This is a genomic window from Polaromonas sp. P1_G2, from assembly GCF_056405515.1.
The window spans coordinates 1-19,615 of sequence record NZ_JBFUBY010000087.1 but is presented as its reverse complement, the minus strand read 5'-3'; the positions used below and the strand labels follow the sequence as shown (position 1 = coordinate 19,615).

The 19,615-nt window shown below is 64.3% G+C and carries 13 protein-coding genes; 2 read left to right on the top strand and 11 right to left on the bottom strand.

Going from position 1 to position 19,615, the window contains the following annotated elements; genetic code table 11:
- From AC1D0P_RS11115 to AC1D0P_RS11075, 9 genes are all read right to left on the bottom strand, one after another.
- Positions 1 to 360, bottom strand: a 360-nt coding sequence (locus tag AC1D0P_RS11115) for a DUF6151 family protein (RefSeq protein WP_477676789.1), incomplete at its 3' end; no start/stop codon positions are given.
- A 502-nt stretch (positions 361 to 862) separates the two neighbouring features.
- Positions 863 to 1,291, bottom strand: coding sequence for a hypothetical protein (locus AC1D0P_RS11110; protein ID WP_477676788.1), 429 nt, complete (start codon positions 1,289 to 1,291; stop codon positions 863 to 865).
- Positions 1,292 to 1,305: 14 nt separating this feature from the next.
- On the bottom strand, positions 1,306 to 2,757 hold the full coding sequence (locus tag AC1D0P_RS11105; protein ID WP_477676787.1) for an aldehyde dehydrogenase family protein: 1,452 nt from the start codon (positions 2,755 to 2,757) through the stop codon (positions 1,306 to 1,308).
- Between the two features lie 82 nt (positions 2,758 to 2,839).
- Positions 2,840 to 3,763: an amidohydrolase family protein gene (locus AC1D0P_RS11100; protein ID WP_477676792.1), complete on the bottom strand. Its 924-nt coding sequence runs from the start codon at positions 3,761 to 3,763 to the stop codon at positions 2,840 to 2,842.
- 4 nt (positions 3,764 to 3,767) lie between these two features.
- Complete coding sequence (locus tag AC1D0P_RS11095) at positions 3,768 to 4,712, bottom strand: YncE family protein (protein ID WP_477676786.1); 945 nt, start codon at positions 4,710 to 4,712, stop codon at positions 3,768 to 3,770.
- A gap of 66 nt (positions 4,713 to 4,778) precedes the next feature.
- The gene (locus AC1D0P_RS11090) at positions 4,779 to 5,696 is read right to left on the bottom strand and encodes a dihydrodipicolinate synthase family protein (RefSeq protein ID WP_477676791.1); all 918 of its coding nucleotides are present in this window, start codon (positions 5,694 to 5,696) and stop codon (positions 4,779 to 4,781) included.
- A 5-nt stretch (positions 5,697 to 5,701) separates the two neighbouring features.
- Positions 5,702 to 6,874 (bottom strand): L-rhamnonate dehydratase, encoded by a 1,173-nt coding sequence (locus AC1D0P_RS11085; RefSeq protein ID WP_477676785.1) that lies wholly within the window; start codon positions 6,872 to 6,874, stop codon positions 5,702 to 5,704.
- A gap of 58 nt (positions 6,875 to 6,932) precedes the next feature.
- On the bottom strand, positions 6,933 to 7,958 hold the full coding sequence (locus AC1D0P_RS11080; RefSeq protein ID WP_477676790.1) for a 4-hydroxythreonine-4-phosphate dehydrogenase PdxA: 1,026 nt from the start codon (positions 7,956 to 7,958) through the stop codon (positions 6,933 to 6,935).
- A 42-nt stretch (positions 7,959 to 8,000) separates the two neighbouring features.
- Complete coding sequence (locus AC1D0P_RS11075) at positions 8,001 to 8,990, bottom strand: Bug family tripartite tricarboxylate transporter substrate binding protein (RefSeq protein ID WP_477676784.1); 990 nt, start codon at positions 8,988 to 8,990, stop codon at positions 8,001 to 8,003.
- A 185-nt stretch (positions 8,991 to 9,175) separates the two neighbouring features.
- Between AC1D0P_RS11075 and AC1D0P_RS11070 the strand changes: the two genes are divergently transcribed.
- Complete coding sequence (locus AC1D0P_RS11070) at positions 9,176 to 10,144, top strand: LysR family transcriptional regulator (protein ID WP_477676783.1); 969 nt, start codon at positions 9,176 to 9,178, stop codon at positions 10,142 to 10,144.
- 356 nt (positions 10,145 to 10,500) lie between these two features.
- Positions 10,501 to 14,118, top strand: coding sequence for a beta strand repeat-containing protein (locus AC1D0P_RS11065; protein ID WP_477676782.1), 3,618 nt, complete (start codon positions 10,501 to 10,503; stop codon positions 14,116 to 14,118).
- A gap of 32 nt (positions 14,119 to 14,150) precedes the next feature.
- Here the strand turns inward: AC1D0P_RS11065 and AC1D0P_RS11060 are convergent, their stop codons facing one another.
- Positions 14,151 to 15,581, bottom strand: coding sequence for an efflux transporter outer membrane subunit (locus AC1D0P_RS11060; RefSeq protein ID WP_477676781.1), 1,431 nt, complete (start codon positions 15,579 to 15,581; stop codon positions 14,151 to 14,153).
- Between the two features lie 14 nt (positions 15,582 to 15,595).
- Positions 15,596 to 18,949 carry an efflux RND transporter permease subunit gene (locus AC1D0P_RS11055; protein WP_477676780.1) on the bottom strand — a complete coding sequence of 1,118 codons (3,354 nt, stop codon included), beginning with the start codon at positions 18,947 to 18,949 and terminating at the stop codon, positions 15,596 to 15,598.
- Positions 18,950 to 19,615: the final 666 nt, after the last annotated feature.

Here is a 19,615-nt window from a genome sequence, read left to right as displayed (position 1 = left end):
GTCCAGGCGGGTCGATGGATCTTGCAGGCAGTTATGCAGCAGGCCGACATGCGAGACTTTGTAGTCGCGCCCAGTGTTGCCAATCGGCGTGTTGCAGCAACTCGCATACCAGCGCAGCATGCCTTTGTCGCTGAGAGACATGCAGCTGAGTTTCTCCAGGCCCTGCGTGAAAGTGACATGCTGCGGAAGCGTGGCGACAACGTCCGATCCACCCATCTCGTCGAGGATCTCATCGGCCTTACCCAGGAAGTGCGCATAGGCCTGGCAGTCCTTGCAGTAGCAGACGCCGCGGCATACGGATTCGGTATGGCTGACGTGGCCTCGTAAGGTGCCGCATTGGCAGCGCWATGGGTGATTCATGCGCGGAGCTTACCGCACGCCGTATGGTTTCGTTATACCTGTACATTCAGACAATGTGATCGGGTCATCCAGGGTCGATCACATCGCAGCTGGTCGATCACCTCAAACCTTCAATCTATGTACACAAGTTTTTTTGGCTGGCTTGCATTTGCTGCGTTTATTGCGCTTCTCTGCACTCACCCGATTCGAGGCAAACCATTTGGCCCCAGATTGATTGCATTTTTTGCGTTTTTGATAGCCACCAGCATTGGCTTTTGTTTCGTTTTTTATACCYATGACCTCTATTCCATAGGCCAGGTACCCCGTTTGAGCCGTAGCGGAGGCAGCATACCCATTGCAGGACATGGAACGTATGCCTTCTTCGCAATATCCACGTGTATTTTGTTCGGTCTGGCCAGTTTTTGGTCAGGCATCTACATGCTCACGATCGCATTTATGCGGAAAAAAGATGCACCAACCCGTCGCCCAACGCCGACACGCCGGCATGTCGGTTAGTCCGGCGTCAGGTGGTTCGATACCGGGGATCTCCAGCTTCTCGTCGCAGCACATGCGATGCCAGCAGCCACAGCGCCACCGGCAGCAAAAGCGCGGCAGCCGCGACTTCCGAAAGAACCGTGACATTGGCCATCAGGGGATGCAGTTCCAGAGGCGCCACCGCATAGTGCCCCAGGCCGTCAAACCCCAGTGCCGCGTAAACGGCCAGCAGCAGCAAGCCCGTAGCCATGTATTTTTTGCGCATGAGCAGCAAACCCATAGCGCCCACCGAGGTGATGGCCGCCCACACGGCGTAGACCTGCACGCGCGTGAGCCAGGCCGGGAGATTCGGGTATTCGCAGATGAACTCGGCGTTGTGGCTGAAGTGGCCGAGGCTGGTGAGGAAGTAGGCTGCCGTCAGTGCCAGCAGCACTTTGGGCAGCTGTGTCGTTTGCATCACCAGCGCCACCCTCAAGCCAGCGTATACGCCGTCTTCACCGTCGTGAAAAACTCCTGCGCGTACTTGCCCTGCTCGCGCGGGCCGTAGCTCGAGCCTTTGCGGCCGCCGAAGGGCACGTGGTAGTCAACGCCTGCCGTCGGCAGGTTGACCATGACCATGCCGGCCTGGCTGTGGCGCTTGAAGTGGGTGGCGTACTTGAGGCTGGTGGTGGCGATGCCGGCTGACAGGCCGAAAGGCGTGTCGTTGGCTGTCGCCAGGGCGGCTTCGTAGTCTTTCACGCGGATGATGCTGGCGACCGGGCCGAAGATTTCTTCGCGGTTGATGCGCATGCCGGCGGTGCTTTCGCTGAAGAGGGCCGGCTGCATGTAATAGCCTTCTGCGCCGCTGCCGGTGTGGCAGGGGATGCGCGCACCGCCGAAGGCCAGGGTCGCGCCCTCGGCCTTGCCGATTTCGATGTAGCTCAAGTCCTGCTCGAGCTGCGCCTGCGAGGACACCGGGCCCACGTCGGTGCCGGCCGTGAGGGCGTCACCGACCTTGATGCGGGCCATGCGTTCCTGCAGGGCTTTGACGAAGGCCGGGTAGATGCCCTCGGTGACGATCAGGCGGCTCGATGCCGTGCAGCGCTGGCCGGTCGAATAAAAGGCGCTTTGCGCACTCAGTTCAACCGCTTGCGTGAGGTCGGCGTCATCGAGGATGACTTGCGGGTTCTTGCCGCCCATTTCGAGCTGCACCTTCTTGAGGTTCTTCGCGCAAGCCTCGGCGATGCGGCTGCCCACACCGACCGAACCGGTGAAGCTGATGGCGTTGATGCCGGGGTGGTTGACCAGCGCATCGCCGATCACGCGGCCCGGGCCCATGACCAGGTTGAACACGCCGGCCGGGATGCCGGAGCGCGAGATGATTTCGGCCAGCGCCCAGGCGCTGCCAGGCACCAGGTCGGCGGGCTTCAGGACCACGCAGTTGCCGAAGGCCAGCGCGGGCGCGACCTTCCAGGCCGGGATCGCGATCGGGAAGTTCCAGGGTGTGATCAGGCCGACCACGCCGACGGGCTCGCGTGTGATCTCCACGCCTATGCCGGGTCGCACGGAAGGAATGGTTTCGCCCGACAGGCGCAGGCATTCACCCGCGAAGAACTTGAAAATATGGCCGGCGCGGGTGGCTTCGCCTATGCCTTCGGGTTTGGTCTTGCCTTCTTCGCGCGAGAGCAGGGTGCCCAGCTCTTCACGGCGCGCGAGGATTTCGGTGCCGATTTTGTCCAGCGCATCCGAGCGGGCCTGGATGCCCGAGGTCGACCAGGCGGGGAAAGCCGCCTGCGCGGCCTGCACGGCGGCGTCCAGGCCGGCCGCATCGGCCTGCGTGTACTCGCCGATCACGTCGCTCAGCTTGCTGGGGTTCAGGTTGGGGCTGTAGCCGTTGCCTGCCAGCCATTGGCCGTTGATGAGGTTGTCGTGTTTTGTGGTCATGGGTGTGCTTCCAGGAGTTGAACTTGATTCATGAATGACGAAAGGACGAGGTGGGCGCGCAGGCCGTTTCACAAAAGCGGTCTCACAAGGGCGGCGTCACATCAATCGCATAAAAACGCAGGGCGTTGGCGCACATCATCGCATGTTGCTGGTGACCCGGCAGGTGGGTCAGCATACCGGCCACACTGCCAACCAGGTCCGGGTAACTGATACGCAGGCCGGCCACCGRAAAGTTGCTGGCGAACATGCAGCGCTGCCATCCAAAAATTGCAATCGTTTCATACACAATTCGCGCGTTCTCCTGGAGATCCCAGGGCCGGTCGCGCAGGCCGAACTCCGAGAGCTTGACGTGCACGTTCTCCTGTCGGGCCAGCGTTTCCATCCAGCCGCGCCAGCGTTTGAGGCCTTCTTCGCTGCGGTCCCAGGCAAAACCGTGGTGGTTGAGGACGATGGGCACCTTGGGAAACAGGGCCGCCACTTCGGCCGCCTCGGGCAGGTGCCAGGCCGGCACGCGCAGGTCCCAGCGCAGGCCGTGTTTTTCAAGCAGCGAGAAGCCGCGCAGCCAGGCCTCGTCCTGCATGGTGCCGGCCTGGCCTTTCACGCTGTGCGCCGGCGACGCCGAGGTCACCGGCTTGCTGCGTATGCCGCGCACCAGCGGGAAGCGCGACTGCGCCAGCAGGTGTTCCTCGCTGTCCGGCCGGTCAAACCAGGCATGGGCGACCACGGCGTTCGGGAAGCCGTGCGCCGCATGCACCTCATGCAGCCAGGCGGTTTCGGCCAGCTGTTCGTCGCGGCTGCGCTCGGCCTCCACGTGCACCGTGGCGACGACTTCGCAGTGCCCGGCGGTGGCGCGGTAGTCGGCCGCGAGGAAGTCGCGGCAGAGCGCGCGGTAGTCGCCCAGGAAAAAAGCCTCGGGGTCATAGGCCTCCTGCAGCCAGGGGTAGTGGCCGCGCGACAGGTCCCACAGGTGGTGGTGGGCATCGACGATGGGCATCGCCGGCATCATGGCCTCAATGCCGCCAGACGTAAGACGAATCGGGTTCACGCAGGGTTTTGACCTGCTGGCCGAATTCAAAGCTGTCGAGGTCCAGGCGGCGCACCGTGTCGTCCTGGAAGGAGATGTAGACCGCGCGGTCCACCGGGTGGAAGGACAGGGCCAGCGGGTTGCTGGGCAGGGCGAAGCAGCGCTGCTCCTGCAGGTCGGTGCCGAAAACCGAGAGCGAATGTTCGCCCGAGTTGGTGGTGAGCAGCAGGTCCTGGCCTTGTGCACCCTTGAAACGGTAGACGCGGTTGGGGTCGCGCCGCGTCTTGCCCGAGGCGACGATTGTCATGCTGGCCGTGTCCACGGCCACGATGCTGTCGTCGCCGCGGTTGGCCACATAAAGCAGCGACTCGTCGGCCGACAGTACGTTACCTTCGGGCACGGGGCCGGGCACCATGGCCACAGGCGCGAAGGTCGGGTCGTTGGGCCTGATCTTGGTCACAGTGTTGGACAGCAGGTTCAGCGCATAAGCCGTCTGCGCGTCTTTCGTCAGTGCGAACAAGTGGGTTTTGTAGCCGCCCGAGGGCACGGCCAGGTCCGGCACATGCACCTTGGCCGGGTCCGAAAACCGCAGCAGCACGTTGTGCGCCTCCGACATCACGAACAGCCGGCCCTGGGCGTCCAGCGTCAGGCCGTGCGGCCGGTAGTAGGGCCAGAGGTTCAGCGTGGCCACATGCTTTTGCTGCGCGAGGTCGATGACGAACACCGAATGTCCGCCCATGTCACCCAGGTGGCTGGCGGTTTCTATGCCGTAGTGGCCGACATAGGCCAGACCACGCGCCGCGTCCACCGTGAATTCATGCGGAAAATTCGGCAGCACGATGTGTTTTTCGGCGAGGCCGGTGGCAAGGTCGTAAAAACTGAAGGTATGGGCGCATTTTTGCACCAGCAAGAGTGTTTCCCGGAGGGGCATGGAAGTCCTGGAGAGAGGGGGGTCTGGAAGGAAACAGGGGATAAATGATCAAGCCGGCCGGAGCGACTACTTGCCCCAGCGTAGCACCAGCGGGTCCAGCCGGCGCGCGGTGGCCAGCAAGCCCTTGCGCACCTCGGGGTGCATGGCCGGGAAGGGGTGGCGCGGCGCTTCGCAGGCAATCACGCCGCCTTCCTTCATGAGCGCTTTGGCCGTGAGGATGCCGCCTTGGCGGTTCTCGTAATTGATCAGCGGCAGCCAGCGCGCGTACTCGGCAGTGGCCTCCCCGCGATTACCGGCCGCCCAGGCGTCCATGATGCGGCGTATGCCGTCGGGGTAGCCGCCGCCCGTCATTGCGCCGGTCGCGCCGGCTTCCAGGTCGGGCAACAGGGTGATGGCCTCCTCGCCGTCCCAGGGGCCTTCGATCGCGTCGCCGCCCAGGCGTATCAGCTCGCGCAGCTTGGAGGCCGCGCCCGGCGTCTCGATCTTGAAGTAGGCGACGTTGCGTATCTCCTTGGCCATGCGGGCGAGGAAAGTCGCCGGCAGCGGCGTGCCGCTGACGGGCGCGTCCTGGATCATGATAGGAATGTCGATCGAGTCCGACAGCGTGGCGAAGAACTCATAGATCTTTTCTTCCGTCACACGGATGGTGGCGCCGTGATACGGCGGCATCACCATCACCATGGCCGCGCCCAGGTCCTGCGCGCGGCGGCTGCGCTCGGCGCAGATGCGGGTGCCGAAGTGGGTGGTGGTCACGATCACCGGCACGCGGCCCGCCACGTGTTTCAGGATGGCGGCGGTGAGGACCTCGCGCTCCTCGTCCGACAGCACGAACTGCTCGGAAAAGTTCGCGAGTATGCACAGGCCCGTCGAGCCGGCATCAATCATGAAATCGACACAGCGCTTCTGGCTCTCGAGGTCCAGCTCGCCCGCGTCGGTGAAGGTGGTCGGGACGACGGGAAATACGCCGGTATACCTTGCTTGCATGCTGCTCATTCGACGATGTTGAAGTCTTTGAGGAACTCGGTCTTCATCGTCAGGCCCAGGCCGGGCTTGTTGTCGTCGAGCTGCAGGAAGCCGTTCTCGGCCACGGGCTCGCCGTCGAAGATGTAATAGAACAGCTCGTTGCCGACTTCCACGTCGAACATCGGGAAGTATTCGCTCATGGGCGAGGCCAGCGTGCTCATGGTCAGGTGGTAGTTGTGCATCTGCCCTGCGTGCGGCACCACCGGCACGYTGTAGGCCTCGCACAGCGCGTTGATCTTGTGCGCGGCCGTGATGCCGCCGACGCGATTCGTGTCGTACTGCACGACGGACACGGCTTTTTTGTCGAGCAGCTGCTTGAAGCCGTAGAGGCTGAACTCATGTTCGCCGCCCGAGATCGGGATGCTGGTGAGCTGGTTCAGCTCGGCATAACCGTCGATGTCGTCGGCGATGACCGGCTCTTCGACCCAGCGCGGCTGGAATTTCTCGAGCTTGGGCAGCATGCGCTTGGCGTACTCGAGGTTCCAGCCCATATAGCACTCGAGCATCAGGTCGTTGTCGTAGCCGATCACTTCGCGCAGCGCTTCGACGGCTTTGAGGTTCTCCGCCACGCCCTTGGTGCCGTGCGCCGGGCCGTAGCCGAAGCGCGACTTGAACATGGTGAAGCCCTGGTCCAGATAGGTTTGCGCCTCGTCCTGCATGGCCTTGATGTCGGTGCGGTAGAGCTTGGAGTAGTAGCAGGGGATTTTTTCCTTGGTGCGGCCGCCCAGCAGCTTGAACACCGGTTTGTTGACCGACTTGCCCAGGATGTCCCAGATGGCGATGTCCACCGCCGAAATCGCGGCCATGGCCACGCCCTTGCGGCCCCAGGCATGGGTGCCGCGGTACATGCGCTGCCACAGGTATTCATAGTCCCAGGGGTCCTGGCCCAGCAGCAGCGGCGTGAGGTACTGGTCGATGATGGCTTTGGCGATGTGCGGCGCCAGCGCGACGTTGCCCAGGCCGACGATGCCGTCGTCGGTTTCGATCTCCACCACCGTCCACGAGTGGAAACGGAAGGTGCTCATGGATTCGGTATTGGAGTAGACCAGGTCCATGGCGTTGGAGCAGAAATTGCCCTGGGGTGGAACGGTCTTGCCCTTCCATTCGAACACGCGTGCGCGCACTGATTTGATTTTCATGATGGTTCCCTGTCGATGAAGAAAAGAAGAAGGAAAAAGAAAAGAAGAAAGAAGAGCTTCAGGCAGCCGGCTTCAGCCGCGCCGCACCCATTCGCTGGGCAATGCGGAAAGCATTGAGCGTGGCGTTCACATCGGCCACACCCTTGCCGCTGATGTCATAAGCCGTGCCATGGGCCGGCGTGGTGATGGGCACCGGCAGGCCGCCCTGCACCGTCACGCCCTTGCTAAAGCCCATGAGCTTGATCGCGATCTGGCCCTGGTCGTGGTACATGGTGACGATGGCCTGGTAGAGGCCGTCGCGTGCTTTCAGGAAGATGGTGTCGGCGGGGAAGGGGCCGTCCACCGGTACACCGCTGGCGCGCAGCTCGGCCACGGCCGGTTCGATGATGTCGATCTCCTCACGCCCGCAGACGCCGCCGTCGCCGCCGTGCGGGTTGAAGGCCGCCACCGCCACCTTGGGGCTGGCGTTGCCGCTGGCCTGCAGCGAGGCGTAGATCAGCCGCGCCGCGTCGACGATGCGCTGTTGGCTCAGCATGGCCGCAGCGTCCTTGAGTGGAATATGGGACGAGACGCGCGAGGTCCACAAGTCGCCCAGGGTGTTGAACTCGCAGAAGTAGCCCGTCACGCCCAGGTATTCGGCGAAGTGGTGCAGCTCGTCCTCGTGCTTCAAGCCGCCCAGCTTCATGGCCTGCTTGTTCAGCGGGGCGAAGCAGATCGCATCGACCTCGCCGCGTTTGGCGCCGTCCATGCAGAGGTTGAGCACCTGCAGCACCGCCGCGCCGCAAGCCGCCTGTGCCTGGCCGCGCTGCACCTGGACGGACTGGATGGTGTGGGTTGCGAGGAAAGCCGGCAGGCGGGTGTCGGCGCGGCCGCGTACCTGGTCCAGGCTGGTGACGCCTTGTGTCGCCACGGTCTGCCCGGCAGTGAGCTGGCCCTGCTGCCAGAGCCAGGCATCGCCCACCAGCACGATGTTGGCGCCGTCCGTGATGCCGGGCTGGGCCAGCAGCCTGGCGATCAGTTCGGGGCCTATGCCGGCCGCGTCACCCAGCGTGAGGGCGACCACGGGCAGGGAGGCGGGCGGCATTTGTGTGTTGCGCATGGCGTTGTCCAATCCGGGATTCCTGGTTCAGTCGAGTTTGATGTTTTTCTTGGCGATCAGGTCACCATAGCGCTTGTTCTCATCGGCGTGGAACTGCGCGAACTGGGCCTGCGTCATCGGCGTCAGGTCGGCACCTATGGCGCCCAGGCGGGTCTGTGTTTCGGGCATGGCCAGGACCTTGGTCACTTCGGTATAGACCCGCTCCTGCACCGCCTTGGGCGTGGACGCCGGCATGTAAATGCCGTACCAGGCGCTCATCTCCACGCCCTTGAGGCCGGCCTCGGCCATGGTCGGCACATTGGGCAGCTGCGGGTTGCGTTTGGCGCTGGCCACGGCCAGGGGCTTGATGCGGCCGTTCTTGATCTGGCCGATGACGGAGGGCATGGTGTCAAAGCTCAGCTGCACCTGGCCGCCGACCAGGTCTATCAGCGCCGGGCCGCTGCCGCGGTAAGGGATGTGGGTGATGAAGACGCCGGCCTGGTCTTTGAACAGCTCGGCCGCGATGTGCTGGGTGCTGCCCGAGCCGCTGGTCGCGTAGTTGAGCTGGCCCGGTTTGCTTTTGGCCAGCTTGATCAGCGACTGCACCGAATCGACCGGCAGCGCGTTGTTGACCACCAGCACATTGGGCACCGCGCCGACGAAGACCACGGGCACCAGGTCCTTGTTGTTGTCGTAGCCCAGCTTGAGCAGATGCGGCGCGATCGCATGCGCGGTCGAGACGCCCATCAGCAGGGTATGGCCGTCGGTGGCCTTGGCCGTCAGGTCGGCGGCCAGGGTGTTGGAGGCGCCGGGGCGGTTTTCGACCACCACGGGCTGCTTGAGCAGCGGGCCCAGACGGTCGGCCACGGCGCGCGCCATGGCGTCGGTGCCGCCGCCGGGGGCGGAACCGACGAGGATGCGTACGGGTTTGCTGGGCCAGTCCTGCGCGAAGGCAGGGGAGGCGGCGCCAAACGCGCAGGCTGCCGCCAGCAGGGCGGGGAGGAATTTCAGCGAAGCAAGGGGTTTCAGCGAGGGCATTGTCTTTGTCTCCGGGTCATTGTTATGGGGAAAAGCGCTGAAAACAGCGCGGAAAAACTTGAACCAATGCCCAGATGGTAGGGACACCAACACTTAACGTAAATTGAAAATCCCTGATTATTTGATAACCTAGAGTGATCAATTGAAATCAAGGCTGAATTTACTGCCGAATGGAGGCTCCCGCCATGCCCACCGCATCCCCTACATCTCACGCGCCCCGCACATCTTCCATTCCCCAGTTGCTCAACCGCCTGCGCATGCGCCAGGTCGCGCTCATCCTTGCCGTCGGCGAACACGGCACCTTGCGCAAGGCCTCGGCCGAACTCGGCATGACGCAGCCGGCCGCCACCAAGATGATCCAGGAACTCGAATCCGCGCTGGGCCAGCGCCTGTTCGAGCGCGTGGGCCGCGGRCAAAAACTCACGCCCGCCGGCGCCAGCGTGCTGCGTTATTTCCGCGGCATGCGCGGCTCGGTCGAATCCATGACGCGCGAACTCGCCGAGCTGGAACAGGGCGGCTCGGGCCGCGTCTCGGTCGGCAGCATCATGGCGCCGTCACCCAACCTGCTCACGCAGGCCATCATCGCGCTCAAGAAGGCCTACCCGCTGCTCTCGGTTGACATCACCATGGACACCAGCGACCGGCTGTTCGAGCTGCTGCGCGAAGGCGTGCTCGACGTCGCCATAGGCCGCATACGCGACGAGCACCGCGCCGACTACGCCTTCACCCCGCTCGAGAACGAGGCGCTCGCGCTGGTCGTCGGCGTGCGGCACCCGCTCGCGAAAAAGAAGACCGTCAAGTTCGCCGACCTGCTGGGCTATGGCTGGATATTGCAACCCCACGGCAGCCCCATGCGCGAAGTGCTCGAACAAGAGTTCCGCATGCTGCAGGCGCCGTCACCCAAGGGGCTCATCGAAACCGCCTCCATCCTCACCACCACCAACCTGATCGCCGAGACCGACATGGTCGGCGTCATGCCGCAGTCGATTGCCGACACCTATGCACGCCACGGCCTGCTCGTCATCCTGCCCTGTTTTATCCGCCACAAGATGGAAGCCTTCGGCAGCATCACGCGCAAGGACAGGCCGCTCAGCGAAGCGGCGCGGTTTTTTCTGGCGGCGCTGCATGGGCGCGGGCAACCGGGCGAGGCCTGACGGGGCGGCCTCTGGTTGCCGATGGTTTTTTGCGGTGACTTGGCGATCAGCCAGCAAGCATTAAGTATTCAGGTGCCCAGGCGCGTCTGCGGTAGCAGGGCCTGCATCCCTCGCCTGTAAGCAGGCCAGGCTCTCTTGCATGGCGCTTATCGGCTTATGCGAACACCGCATACCAAAGACGTACGGACATTGTCCGCCTGCGGGCAATGCTGCGGTTTTGGCAGCATGGGCTGTTTAGGCTTCGTACACGGTTTTTTTAGAGAAGCCGTTTTGCCTTTTTTTCCTGTTTCTTTTTCCACGCATCAAGGCCGGGTGTCACTCCCGGGCTTTGGTCTCAATCCAATTTAGGAGAATCCATGATTAACGGTACTTCCGGCGACGACTACCTCACGGGCGACGCTGGGGACAATGAGTTTTCCAGGAGCCCCGGTAACGATACCGTGGATGGCGGGGCGGGTAGCGACACTATTTATTGCGACACCGGTAATTTCACCCTCTCCGCTATAGACAACGGACACTTGTATAGCTTAACGCCCCTCTTCATCAGCGCCAATTTGGCCACCGGTTGGCTGTCCTCGGAATATGTCGGTGTTGGTACCGCTGCGGGCATCTTTCGCGTCTACTCCGTCAAGCTGATAAGTATTGAGAACGTGGTGGGTACTTCCCAAAATGATATTTTCACGGGCAATGGTGCAAACAACCGTCTGTATGGCCTGGGGGGCAACGATATATTTTACGGCTCGGCCGGCAACGACCTGCTGGACGGAGGGAGCGGCATGGACACCGCAGACTACAGCACCAGCGGCTTGGCCGGGGGCATCATCGCCAACCTGTTCACCGGCTATGTGGACAAGTACCTTGTGGCTGGCGGCCCCTCCAGCTTTCGCGACACGCTGGTGAGTATTGAAAACATGATGGGCACGAACGTGCATGATGCCTTGTGGGGCAACGCCGGTAACAACAACCTGTCTGGCGGCGGCGGGGCGGACGGCCTGCTGGGTGATGCGGGAAACGATTGGTTGGATGGCGGGGACGGGGATGATGCGCTGTACGGCCAGGCGGACAATGACACACTGGTGGGCCAGGCCGGCAAGGACTTGCTCGATGGCGGCACGGGAGACGATCGCCTCTGGGGCGGCACGGGCGACGACATGCTCAAAGGCGGAGATGGCGGCAACGACCTGGTGTACGGTGAAGCGGRCAACGACCTGCTGTGTGGCGGCACCGGCAACGATTTGCTGGACGGCGGGGCCGGCATCGACACGGCGGACTATAGCGGCATGGCCGGCAGCGTCGACGCCGACCTGGGCCGGGGGACGGCCATCAAGGTCACCGGCATCAAGGCCAACATGGCAGGAACGGTGGGGCGCTACATCCGCATCTACCACACCGATAGCTATGCTGGAGGCGACCTGGGGTTGACGGGGATGAAGGTGTACGCCGGGGGCAAAGACATGGCCGCCGGGCTGCGCAGCTCGATCGGTGTGGATGGCGTCAACGGCGCCACCAACCCGTACAACAGCACCGTGGCCCTGACCGATGCCGCGGTGGGAGGAGGATGGAACGGCCTGCAAGGCGACGCATGCAATGTGGCCTATGTCAACGCGGCGGGCTGGGGGGGGAGCGGAAAGGGCTATATCGAACTCACGCTTGACAGCGTGCAGGCCATTGACGCGATCAGCCTGTGGGGAGACGCGAACTGCGCCAGTAACAGCCAGAACCTGCGGGTCTATGTGTCGAACACCGCGTTTAACGCTTCCACGACCTATGCCAGCCTCGCGGCCGACCCGGGCGTGGCGCGCGTTGACCTGGGCGCGGAGATCAGCGCCGTGCCGCTCAACATCGACGAGGTGGCCGGCATCGACACCCTGGTGGGCATCGAGAACCTGGTCGGCACGGCGATGAACGACAGGCTCACGGGCAATGCCAATGCCAACTTCCTGTCGGGCGACGCGGGCAACGACGTGCTGTGTGGCAGTGCCGGCAACGACACGCTGGGCGGCGGGGCCGGTACCCAACTGGCGGCCAACCCGGGCGTGGCGCGCTTCGACCTGGCGCTGACGCAGGTCAGCGCCGCCACAACGCCCTGGACCGACATGCTATTCGGCATCGAGAACCTGGTCGGCACCGCAATGAACGACAGGCTCACGGGCGATGCCAATGCCAACGTGCTGGACGGCGCCGGCGGCAACGATACGCTGGACGGCGGTGCCGGTATCGACACCGCGAGCTACGAAGCCGACCCCATGACCGGCGGCATCAATGCCAACCTGGCCACGGGCAGGGTCGACAAGAAGCTGGCCGATACCTTTGCGGCCATAGGCTCGACCGGGCAATATATCCGGATTTACCACAACGACGACGTGCCCGCGAACGCCTACCTGTCGGCGACGGGGCTGAAGGTGTCTGCGGGCGGGGTGGACGTGGCGGCCGGTCGCGCGTCCCTGGCCGGCGCCGATACAGGCAGCCCTGATGTGTTTGCCAACAGCACGTCGGCGTTGACCGATGGTGCCGTGGGCGCGGCCTGGAACGGGCAAGCAGGCAACTTGAGCAACCTGGCCTGGGTGAGCGGTAGCAAGGGCTATATTGAACTGGACCTGGGCAGTGTGCAGGCCATCGATTCGATCGCATTGTGGGCACGTGGGGAGGGGCCCGGCGAGAGCCGCAATCTGCGGGTCTATGTGTCGAACACGGCGTTCGTTTCATCAGATACGGCGTATTACCAACTGGCGAACAACACGGGCGTGGCGCATTTCGACCTGGCGGGGGGGATCAGCGCCACGACGGCCAACACCGACGCGCTGCTTGGCATCGAGAACCTGACGGGCACGGCGATGGACGACACGCTCACGGGCGATGGCAATGCCAACGTGCTGGACGGCGGCGCGGGCAACGACGTGCTGTCGGGCAGTGCCGGCAACGACACCCTGGTGGGCGGTGCCGGCAACGACACGCTGGACGGCGGGGCCGGTATCGACACCGCAAGCTACATCGCCAGCCCCATAACCGGCGGCATCAATGCCAGCCTGGCCACGGGCAGGGTCGACGAGCGGATGGCCGGCACCTCCGTGGGCGTAGGCGCGACCGGGTGCTACATCCGCATCTATCACACGGACAGCTATGGTGGAGGCGACCTGGGGTTGACCGGGATGAAGGTGTACGCCGGGGGCAAGGATGTGGCCGCCRGGCTGCTCAGCTCGATCGGTGTGGATGGCGTCAACGGAGCCACCAACCCGTACAACAGCACCGTGGCCTTGACCGATGCCGCCGTGGGAGGGGAATGGAACGGCCTGGAAGGCGACGCTTGCAATGTGGCCTACGCCAACACGGGCTATATGGGTGGAAAGGGGTACATCGAGCTCACGCTTGACAGCGCGCAGGCCATTGATTCGATCAGCCTGTGGGGAGACGCGAACTGCCCGAATAACAGCCAAATGCTGCGGGTCTATGTGTCGAACACCGCGTTCAACGCCTCCACGACCTACGCCAGCCTGGCGGCCAACCAGAGCGTGGCGCACATTGACCTGGCGGGGGCGGAAACCAGCGCCAGCGCCACCACGAAGGCCTGGACCGACACGCTGCTTGGCATCGAGAACCTGACGGGTACAGCGATGAACGACACGCTCATGGGCGATGGCAATGCCAACGTGCTGTCGGGCGGCGCGGGCAACGATACGCTGGCCGGTGGCGTGGGTTCGGACACCTACCAGTTTCAGCGCGGCGATGGAGTGGACACCATCCGCGAAAACGACAGCGTGCTAGGCGACAACGACCTGCTGCAGTTCCAGGGCGACATCAGTTCCAGCCAGCTGTGGTTCCGCCGGGTCGGTGATGACCTCAATGACCTGGAAGTCAGTGTCATCGGCACGGCCGACAAAGCCGTGGTGCAGAACATGTACCTGGGCAATGCATATCAGGTCGAGCAGATCAAGGCCGGCGATGGCAAGCTGTTGTGGGGAACGCAAGTGCAATGATTGCCCGGCGGGCTTTTTTGCTTTTGTCTTGGTTATTTCGCCACCTGCCAGCCGCCGCCCAGCGACTGGATCAGCGCGACGGCGGTGGTCTGGCGGTCGGCCATGGCTTGCACCAGGGCGCGGCGCGCGCTCAAGGCCGTGGCCTGGGCGGTGATGACTTCGGTGTACCCGACCTGGCCGCTGCGGTAGCGGTTCAGGACTTGCTGCTCGACCTGGTCGGCCGCCTCTGAGGCCTGGCGGCGCAGCTCTTGCTGGGTTTGCAGCACGCGGGTGGCGGCGAGCTGGTCTTCCACGTCCTGGAAGGCGACCAGCACGGTCTGACGGTAGCGGGCCACAGCTTGTTCGTGCGCGGCGCGCGCGCCGTCCACACGGGCGCCGGTGGCGCCGGCGTCAAAAATCAGCTGCGCGGCTGAGAGGCCCAAAGACCAGACGCTACTCGAGGCCTTGAACAAATCGGCCACACGGCTGGCGCCGGTGCCGGCCGAGGCGTTCAGCGACAGGCTGGGGTAATAGGCGCTTTTGGCGATGCCGATCTGCTCATTCGCGGAGGCCACGCGGCGTTCGGCGGCGGCGATGTCGGGCCGGCGCTGCAGCAGGGCGGAGGGCACGCCAACCGGCACTTCGGGCACCAGCGGGTTCCAGGTCGCGGGCGGTAATGTGAAATTACCGGGCGCCTCGCCGACCAGGACGGCGATGGCGTGTTCGAGCTGGGCACGTGTGCGCTGCAGGCCGGCGTTGTCGGCCTGGGCATTGGCGAGCTGGGTTTGCGCCTGCAGCACGTCGGTCTTGGCGGCGATGCCGGCGGTGTAGCGGTTCTGCGTGATCTCGAGCGCGCGCTGGTAGCCGGTGAGTGTGCTTTCAAGCAGCGCCTTTTGCGCATCGGTCTGGCGCAGCGAGAAGTAATTGGCGGCGAGTTCGCCCTGGGCCGACAGCTTGGCCGAAGCCAGGTCGGCGGCGCTGGCCTGTTCGCCGGCAGTGGCGCTGTCGACCGCGCGGCCCAGCCGGCCCCAGACGTCGGGCTCCCAGCTGCCGCCTATGCTGAGCTGGTAGTTATTGCCGACACGGCCTGTGGTGCCTGTCGTCACATTACCGCTGGAGCGCGAGCGCGTGGCGCCGCCGTCCAGCGAGACCGAGGGGAACAGCGACGCGCGCTGCTCACGCACCAGCGCGCGCGCCTGCGCATAGGCGGCCACGGCCAGCGCGACGTTCTGGTTGGAGACGTCGACGCGGGCCTGCAGCTGGTCGAGCACCGGGTCCTTGAACAAGCTCCACCATGGGCCGCGCTCCAACGCATCGGCCGGCGCGGCGGGCACCCAGCCTTCGGCTTCCTTGAAGTTGCTGACTTCGGCGGTGGCGGGGAGTTTGTAGTCTGGGCCTACGGCGCAGCCTGTGGCGAGCAGGGCCAGCAGTGCGGCGGCAAGCAGCCGGGGTTCAAAACGGGGGGTGTGGAAAGTGTGGTTCATGTGCGGATCCATCATTACGCTTGCAGCGGTGCGTTGGGCGGTGCCGCGTCGTTCTCGCCGGGATGGCGGCTGAGCTGGCGCTCCAGGGGGCTGCGGCGGCGCAGCTTGTCCATCAGCACGTAGACCACGGGCGTGGTCAGCAGCGTCAGCAGCTGGCTGGCGATGAGCCCGCCGATGATGGCGATGCCCAGCGGCCGGCGCAACTCTGCCCCTTCGCCGAAGCCTATGGCCAGCGGCAACGCGCCCAGGATGGCGGCCAGCGTGGTCATGAGGATGGGGCGGAAGCGCAGCAGGCAGGCTTCGCGCACGGCTTCGATGGCGGAGAGGCCGCGCGCGCGCTCGGCCTCGAGCGCGAAGTCGATGATCAGGATGGCGTTTTTCTTGACGATGCCTATCAGCAGGAAGACGCCTATCAGCGCGATGATGGAAAAGTCGAGCTTGAACATCAGCAATGCGAGCACCGCACCCACACCGGCCGAGGGCAGGGTGGAGAGCACGGTGATCGGGTGGATCAGGCTTTCATACAGGATGCCCAGCACGATGTAGATCACCACCAGCGCCGCCAGAATCAGCAGCGGTTGCTGGCCCTGCGATTCCTGGGCGCTGCGCGCCGTGCCGGAAAAACTGCCGCGCACATTGGTGGGCAGGCGAATGTCGGCCTCGGACTGGCGCACCGCCGCTTCGCCGTCGCTCAAGGTGAAGCCATCGGCCAGGTTGTAAGACACGGTGGTCGAGAGTTCGCCGTCCTCATGGCTGATGGAGGCGGCCGTCGGGTTCTCGCTGAAGCGCGCGATGGCCGACAGCGGCACCATGGTGGTGGGCGCGGTGCTCAGCACATTGCCGCTCGAGGAGTCGCGCAGGCCGGGGTTGGCGCTGATGGTGGGGGTGCTGCTGCCCGTGGTTCCGCTGCTGGTGGCGGCCGTTGCCGACGTGCTTGATGTACTTGTGGTGCCGACCGTGGCCGAAGAGAGGGTGGTGGAGGCCGTGGCGGTGGTCGTGGCGGTGGTCGTGGTGCTGGTGGTGCTCGTGCTGCCGCCGCCTGCATTCTTGGCCGGCACATAAATGTCCTTGAGCGACTCGGGGCTGCGTGTGTAGCGGGGCGCGACTTCCATGATCACGTGGTACTGGTTGAGCTCGGCGTAAATCGTGGCGACCTGGCGCTGGCCGAAGCCGTTGTAGAGCGCGTTGTCCACGTCGCGCGAACTGATGCCCAGGCGCGCGGCGCTTTCCTTGTCGACGGTGACCATGGTTTCCACGCCGTTTTCCTGCTGGTCGGTGTCCACGTCGGTCAGCGCCTCCTGGCGTTTCATCTGCTCGGCCAGACGCGTGGCCCAGCGGCTCAGGTCGGCCGCGTTGTCGCTCTTGAGCGTGTACTGGTAAGTCGAATTGGTCTGGCGCCCGCCGCCGCGCAGGTCTTGCACGGTGTTGAGGAAGAGGCTCACGCCCGTGACCTGGGCGAGCTGCGGCCGCAGGCGCGCGATCACGGCCTGGCCGCCTTCCTTGCGCTGCCCGACCGGCTTGAGGTTGATGAACATGAAACCGCCGCCGGCGCGCGAGCCGCCGGTAAAGCCGACCACGGTGTCCACCGCCGGGTCGGCGCGGATGATGTCGACCAGCTGCTTGAGTTTGGTTTGCAGCGCCTGGAAGGAAATGCTGCGGTCGGCGCGCAGGCCGCCGTTRATCTGGCCGGTGTCCTGCTGCGGGAAAAAGCCTTTCGGCGCCTTCACGTACAGGTAGACGTTCAGGCCCACCACAGCGGCGAGGATCAGCATCACCAGCAGCTTGCTGTGCAGCGCCCAGTCCAGGCTGGTTTCATAGCTGCGGTGCACGCGCTGGAAGGCCGCGTCGAACCAGCGCGCGATGCGTCCGGGCGGCTTGCTGTGCGCGTCGGGCTTGAGCAGCCAGGCGCACATCATGGGCGTGGTGGTCAGCGAGATCAGCAAGGAGATCAGCACCGCCGCCGAGAGCGTGACGGCGAACTCGCGGAACAACCGGCCGACCTGCCCGCCCATGAAGAGCAGCGGGATGAACACCGCCACCAGCGACAGGCTGATGGACAGCACGGTAAAACCCACTTCGCGCGCGCCCAGCAGCGCGGCCTTGAAGCGGTCCATGCCGGCCTCGATGTGGCGGCTGGTGTTTTCCAGAACGACGATGGCGTCGTCGACGACAAAGCCGGTGGCCACCGTGAGCGCCATCAGGCTCAGGTTGTTGAGCGAAAAGCCCAACAGGTACATCACGCCGAAGGTGCCCAGCAGCGACACCACCGTGGCCACCGCCGGGATGATRGTGGCGCGCGCGCTGCGCAAAAAGGCGCTGACGACCAGCACCACCAGCACGATAGAGATGACCAGCGTGATCTCGATCTCATGCAGCGAAGAGCGTATCGAGTTGGTGCTGTCCGAGGCGACCTGCAGGCGCACGTCCTGCGGCAGCTGGGCCTGCAGCTCGGGCAGCAGGTCGCGCACGCCGTCGACGGTTTCGATCACGTTGGCGGCCGGCTGGCGCGTGACCAGCACGATCACGGCCGGCTCGCCGTTGAACAGGCCCAGGGTGTTGATGTTCTCCACGCCGTCCTGCACATCGGCCACGTCGCGCAGGCGTATCGACGCGTTGTTGCGCCAGGCCACGATCAAGTCCTGGTAGTCGGCGGCGCGGCGCCCGCCGCTGGCGCCGGTGTAGATCTGGAAGCGCTGGCCGTTACCCTCGATGGCGCCGCGCGGCCGGTTGGCGTTGGAGGCCTGCAGCGCGGCGCGCACGTCTTCCGAACTGACACCGTAGCGGTTCAGCGAGAAGGGATTGAGCTCCACCCGCACGGCAGGCAGCGAACCGCCGCCCAGCTCGACGTCACCCACGCCCGGCACCTGGGCGATTTTCTGCTGCACGAGGTTGGAGACCTCGTCGTAAATCTGGCCCGGCGAACGCGTCTTGGAGGTCAACGCCAGGATGATGATGGGCGCCGAGGCCGGGTTGGCCTTGCGGTAGGTCGGGTTGCTGCGCAGGGTCGCCGGCAGGTCGGCCCGTGAGGCATTGATGGCCGCCTGCACCTCGCGCGCGGCCGAGTCGATCTTGCGATTCAGGTCGAACTGCAGGCTGATGCGCGTGGAGCCGCTGCCGCTGTTGGACGTCATCTCATTGACGCCCGCGATCACCCCGAGGCGCCGTTCCAGCGGCGTGGCCACGCTGCTGGCCATGGTTGAAGGGCTGGCGCCCGGCAGCGAGGCACTGACCGAGATCACCGGGAAGTCGACTTGCGGAAGTGGCGACACCGGTAGGACGAAGAAGGCGCCTATGCCGGCGAGGGCCAGGCCGATGGTTAATAGGACTGTTGCTACTGGGCGGCGGACGAAGGGCTCTGAGAGATTCATGCGGGGATTCCTTCCCCGCGCGGGCTGAGCGTGTCTGGGCCTTTGCTTGTTTTAGCGGTTGGGTTCTCTTCTGGCTTCTGCTGGCCGGGGTTGCCCGGCGGCAACTCACTTTCTTTTGCTTCGCCAAAAGAAAGTAAGCAAAGAAAAGGCGACCCTGGTTGCTGCGTCCCTACGCTTCGCTTCGGGCAACCTGCGGTGCTCGACTACGGCGGGGTCTCGCGCAAACTCGCCTGCGGCTCAGACAAGCGCGATCCCTGATCCGCCTACGTCTGTGCTCCTCGGCCCAGCCAGGACGGGGCAATCGGGAACGGGGATAGAAGACAGAAACATCAAGAAGACAAATACAAACAAGGACTCGCCAAGGCGAGTCCTTGTGGTTTTCAGTATTTGAATTTGGTATTCCKTYCCCACCCCTTGTGGATGCGCCGAGGAGCGCAGGGCCAGACGGATCAGGGATCGCGTTGTTTGAGCCGAAGGCGAGTTTAGCGAGACCCCGTCTGGACCGAGCACCGCAGGTTGCCCGTAGCGAAGCGCAGGGACGCAGCAACCAGGGTCGCCTTTTCTTTTGCTTACTTTTCTTTTGGCGAAGCAAAAGAAAAGTGAGTAGCCGCCGGGCTACCCCCGGCCAGCAACCCTCAGCAAAGGGCAACAGCGCACGGTCAGGAC

Bases quoted from the DNA above. Each gene is read 5' to 3' on its own strand.
- AC1D0P_RS11110 (WP_477676788.1), bottom strand. From the start codon at position 1,291: ATGCAAACGACACAGCTGCCCAAAGTGCTGCTGGCACTGACGGCAGCC.
- AC1D0P_RS11080 (WP_477676790.1), bottom strand. From the start codon at position 7,958: ATGCCGCCCGCCTCCCTGCCCGTGGTCGCCCTCACGCTGGGTGACGCG.
- AC1D0P_RS11075 (WP_477676784.1), bottom strand. From the start codon at position 8,990: ATGCCCTCGCTGAAACCCCTTGCTTCGCTGAAATTCCTCCCCGCCCTG.
- AC1D0P_RS11105 (WP_477676787.1), bottom strand. From the start codon at position 2,757: ATGACCACAAAACACGACAACCTCATCAACGGCCAATGGCTGGCAGGC.
- AC1D0P_RS11095 (WP_477676786.1), bottom strand. From the start codon at position 4,712: ATGCCCCTCCGGGAAACACTCTTGCTGGTGCAAAAATGCGCCCATACC.
- AC1D0P_RS11060 (WP_477676781.1), bottom strand. From the start codon at position 15,581: ATGAACCACACTTTCCACACCCCCCGTTTTGAACCCCGGCTGCTTGCC.
- AC1D0P_RS11090 (WP_477676791.1), bottom strand. From the start codon at position 5,696: ATGCAAGCAAGGTATACCGGCGTATTTCCCGTCGTCCCGACCACCTTC.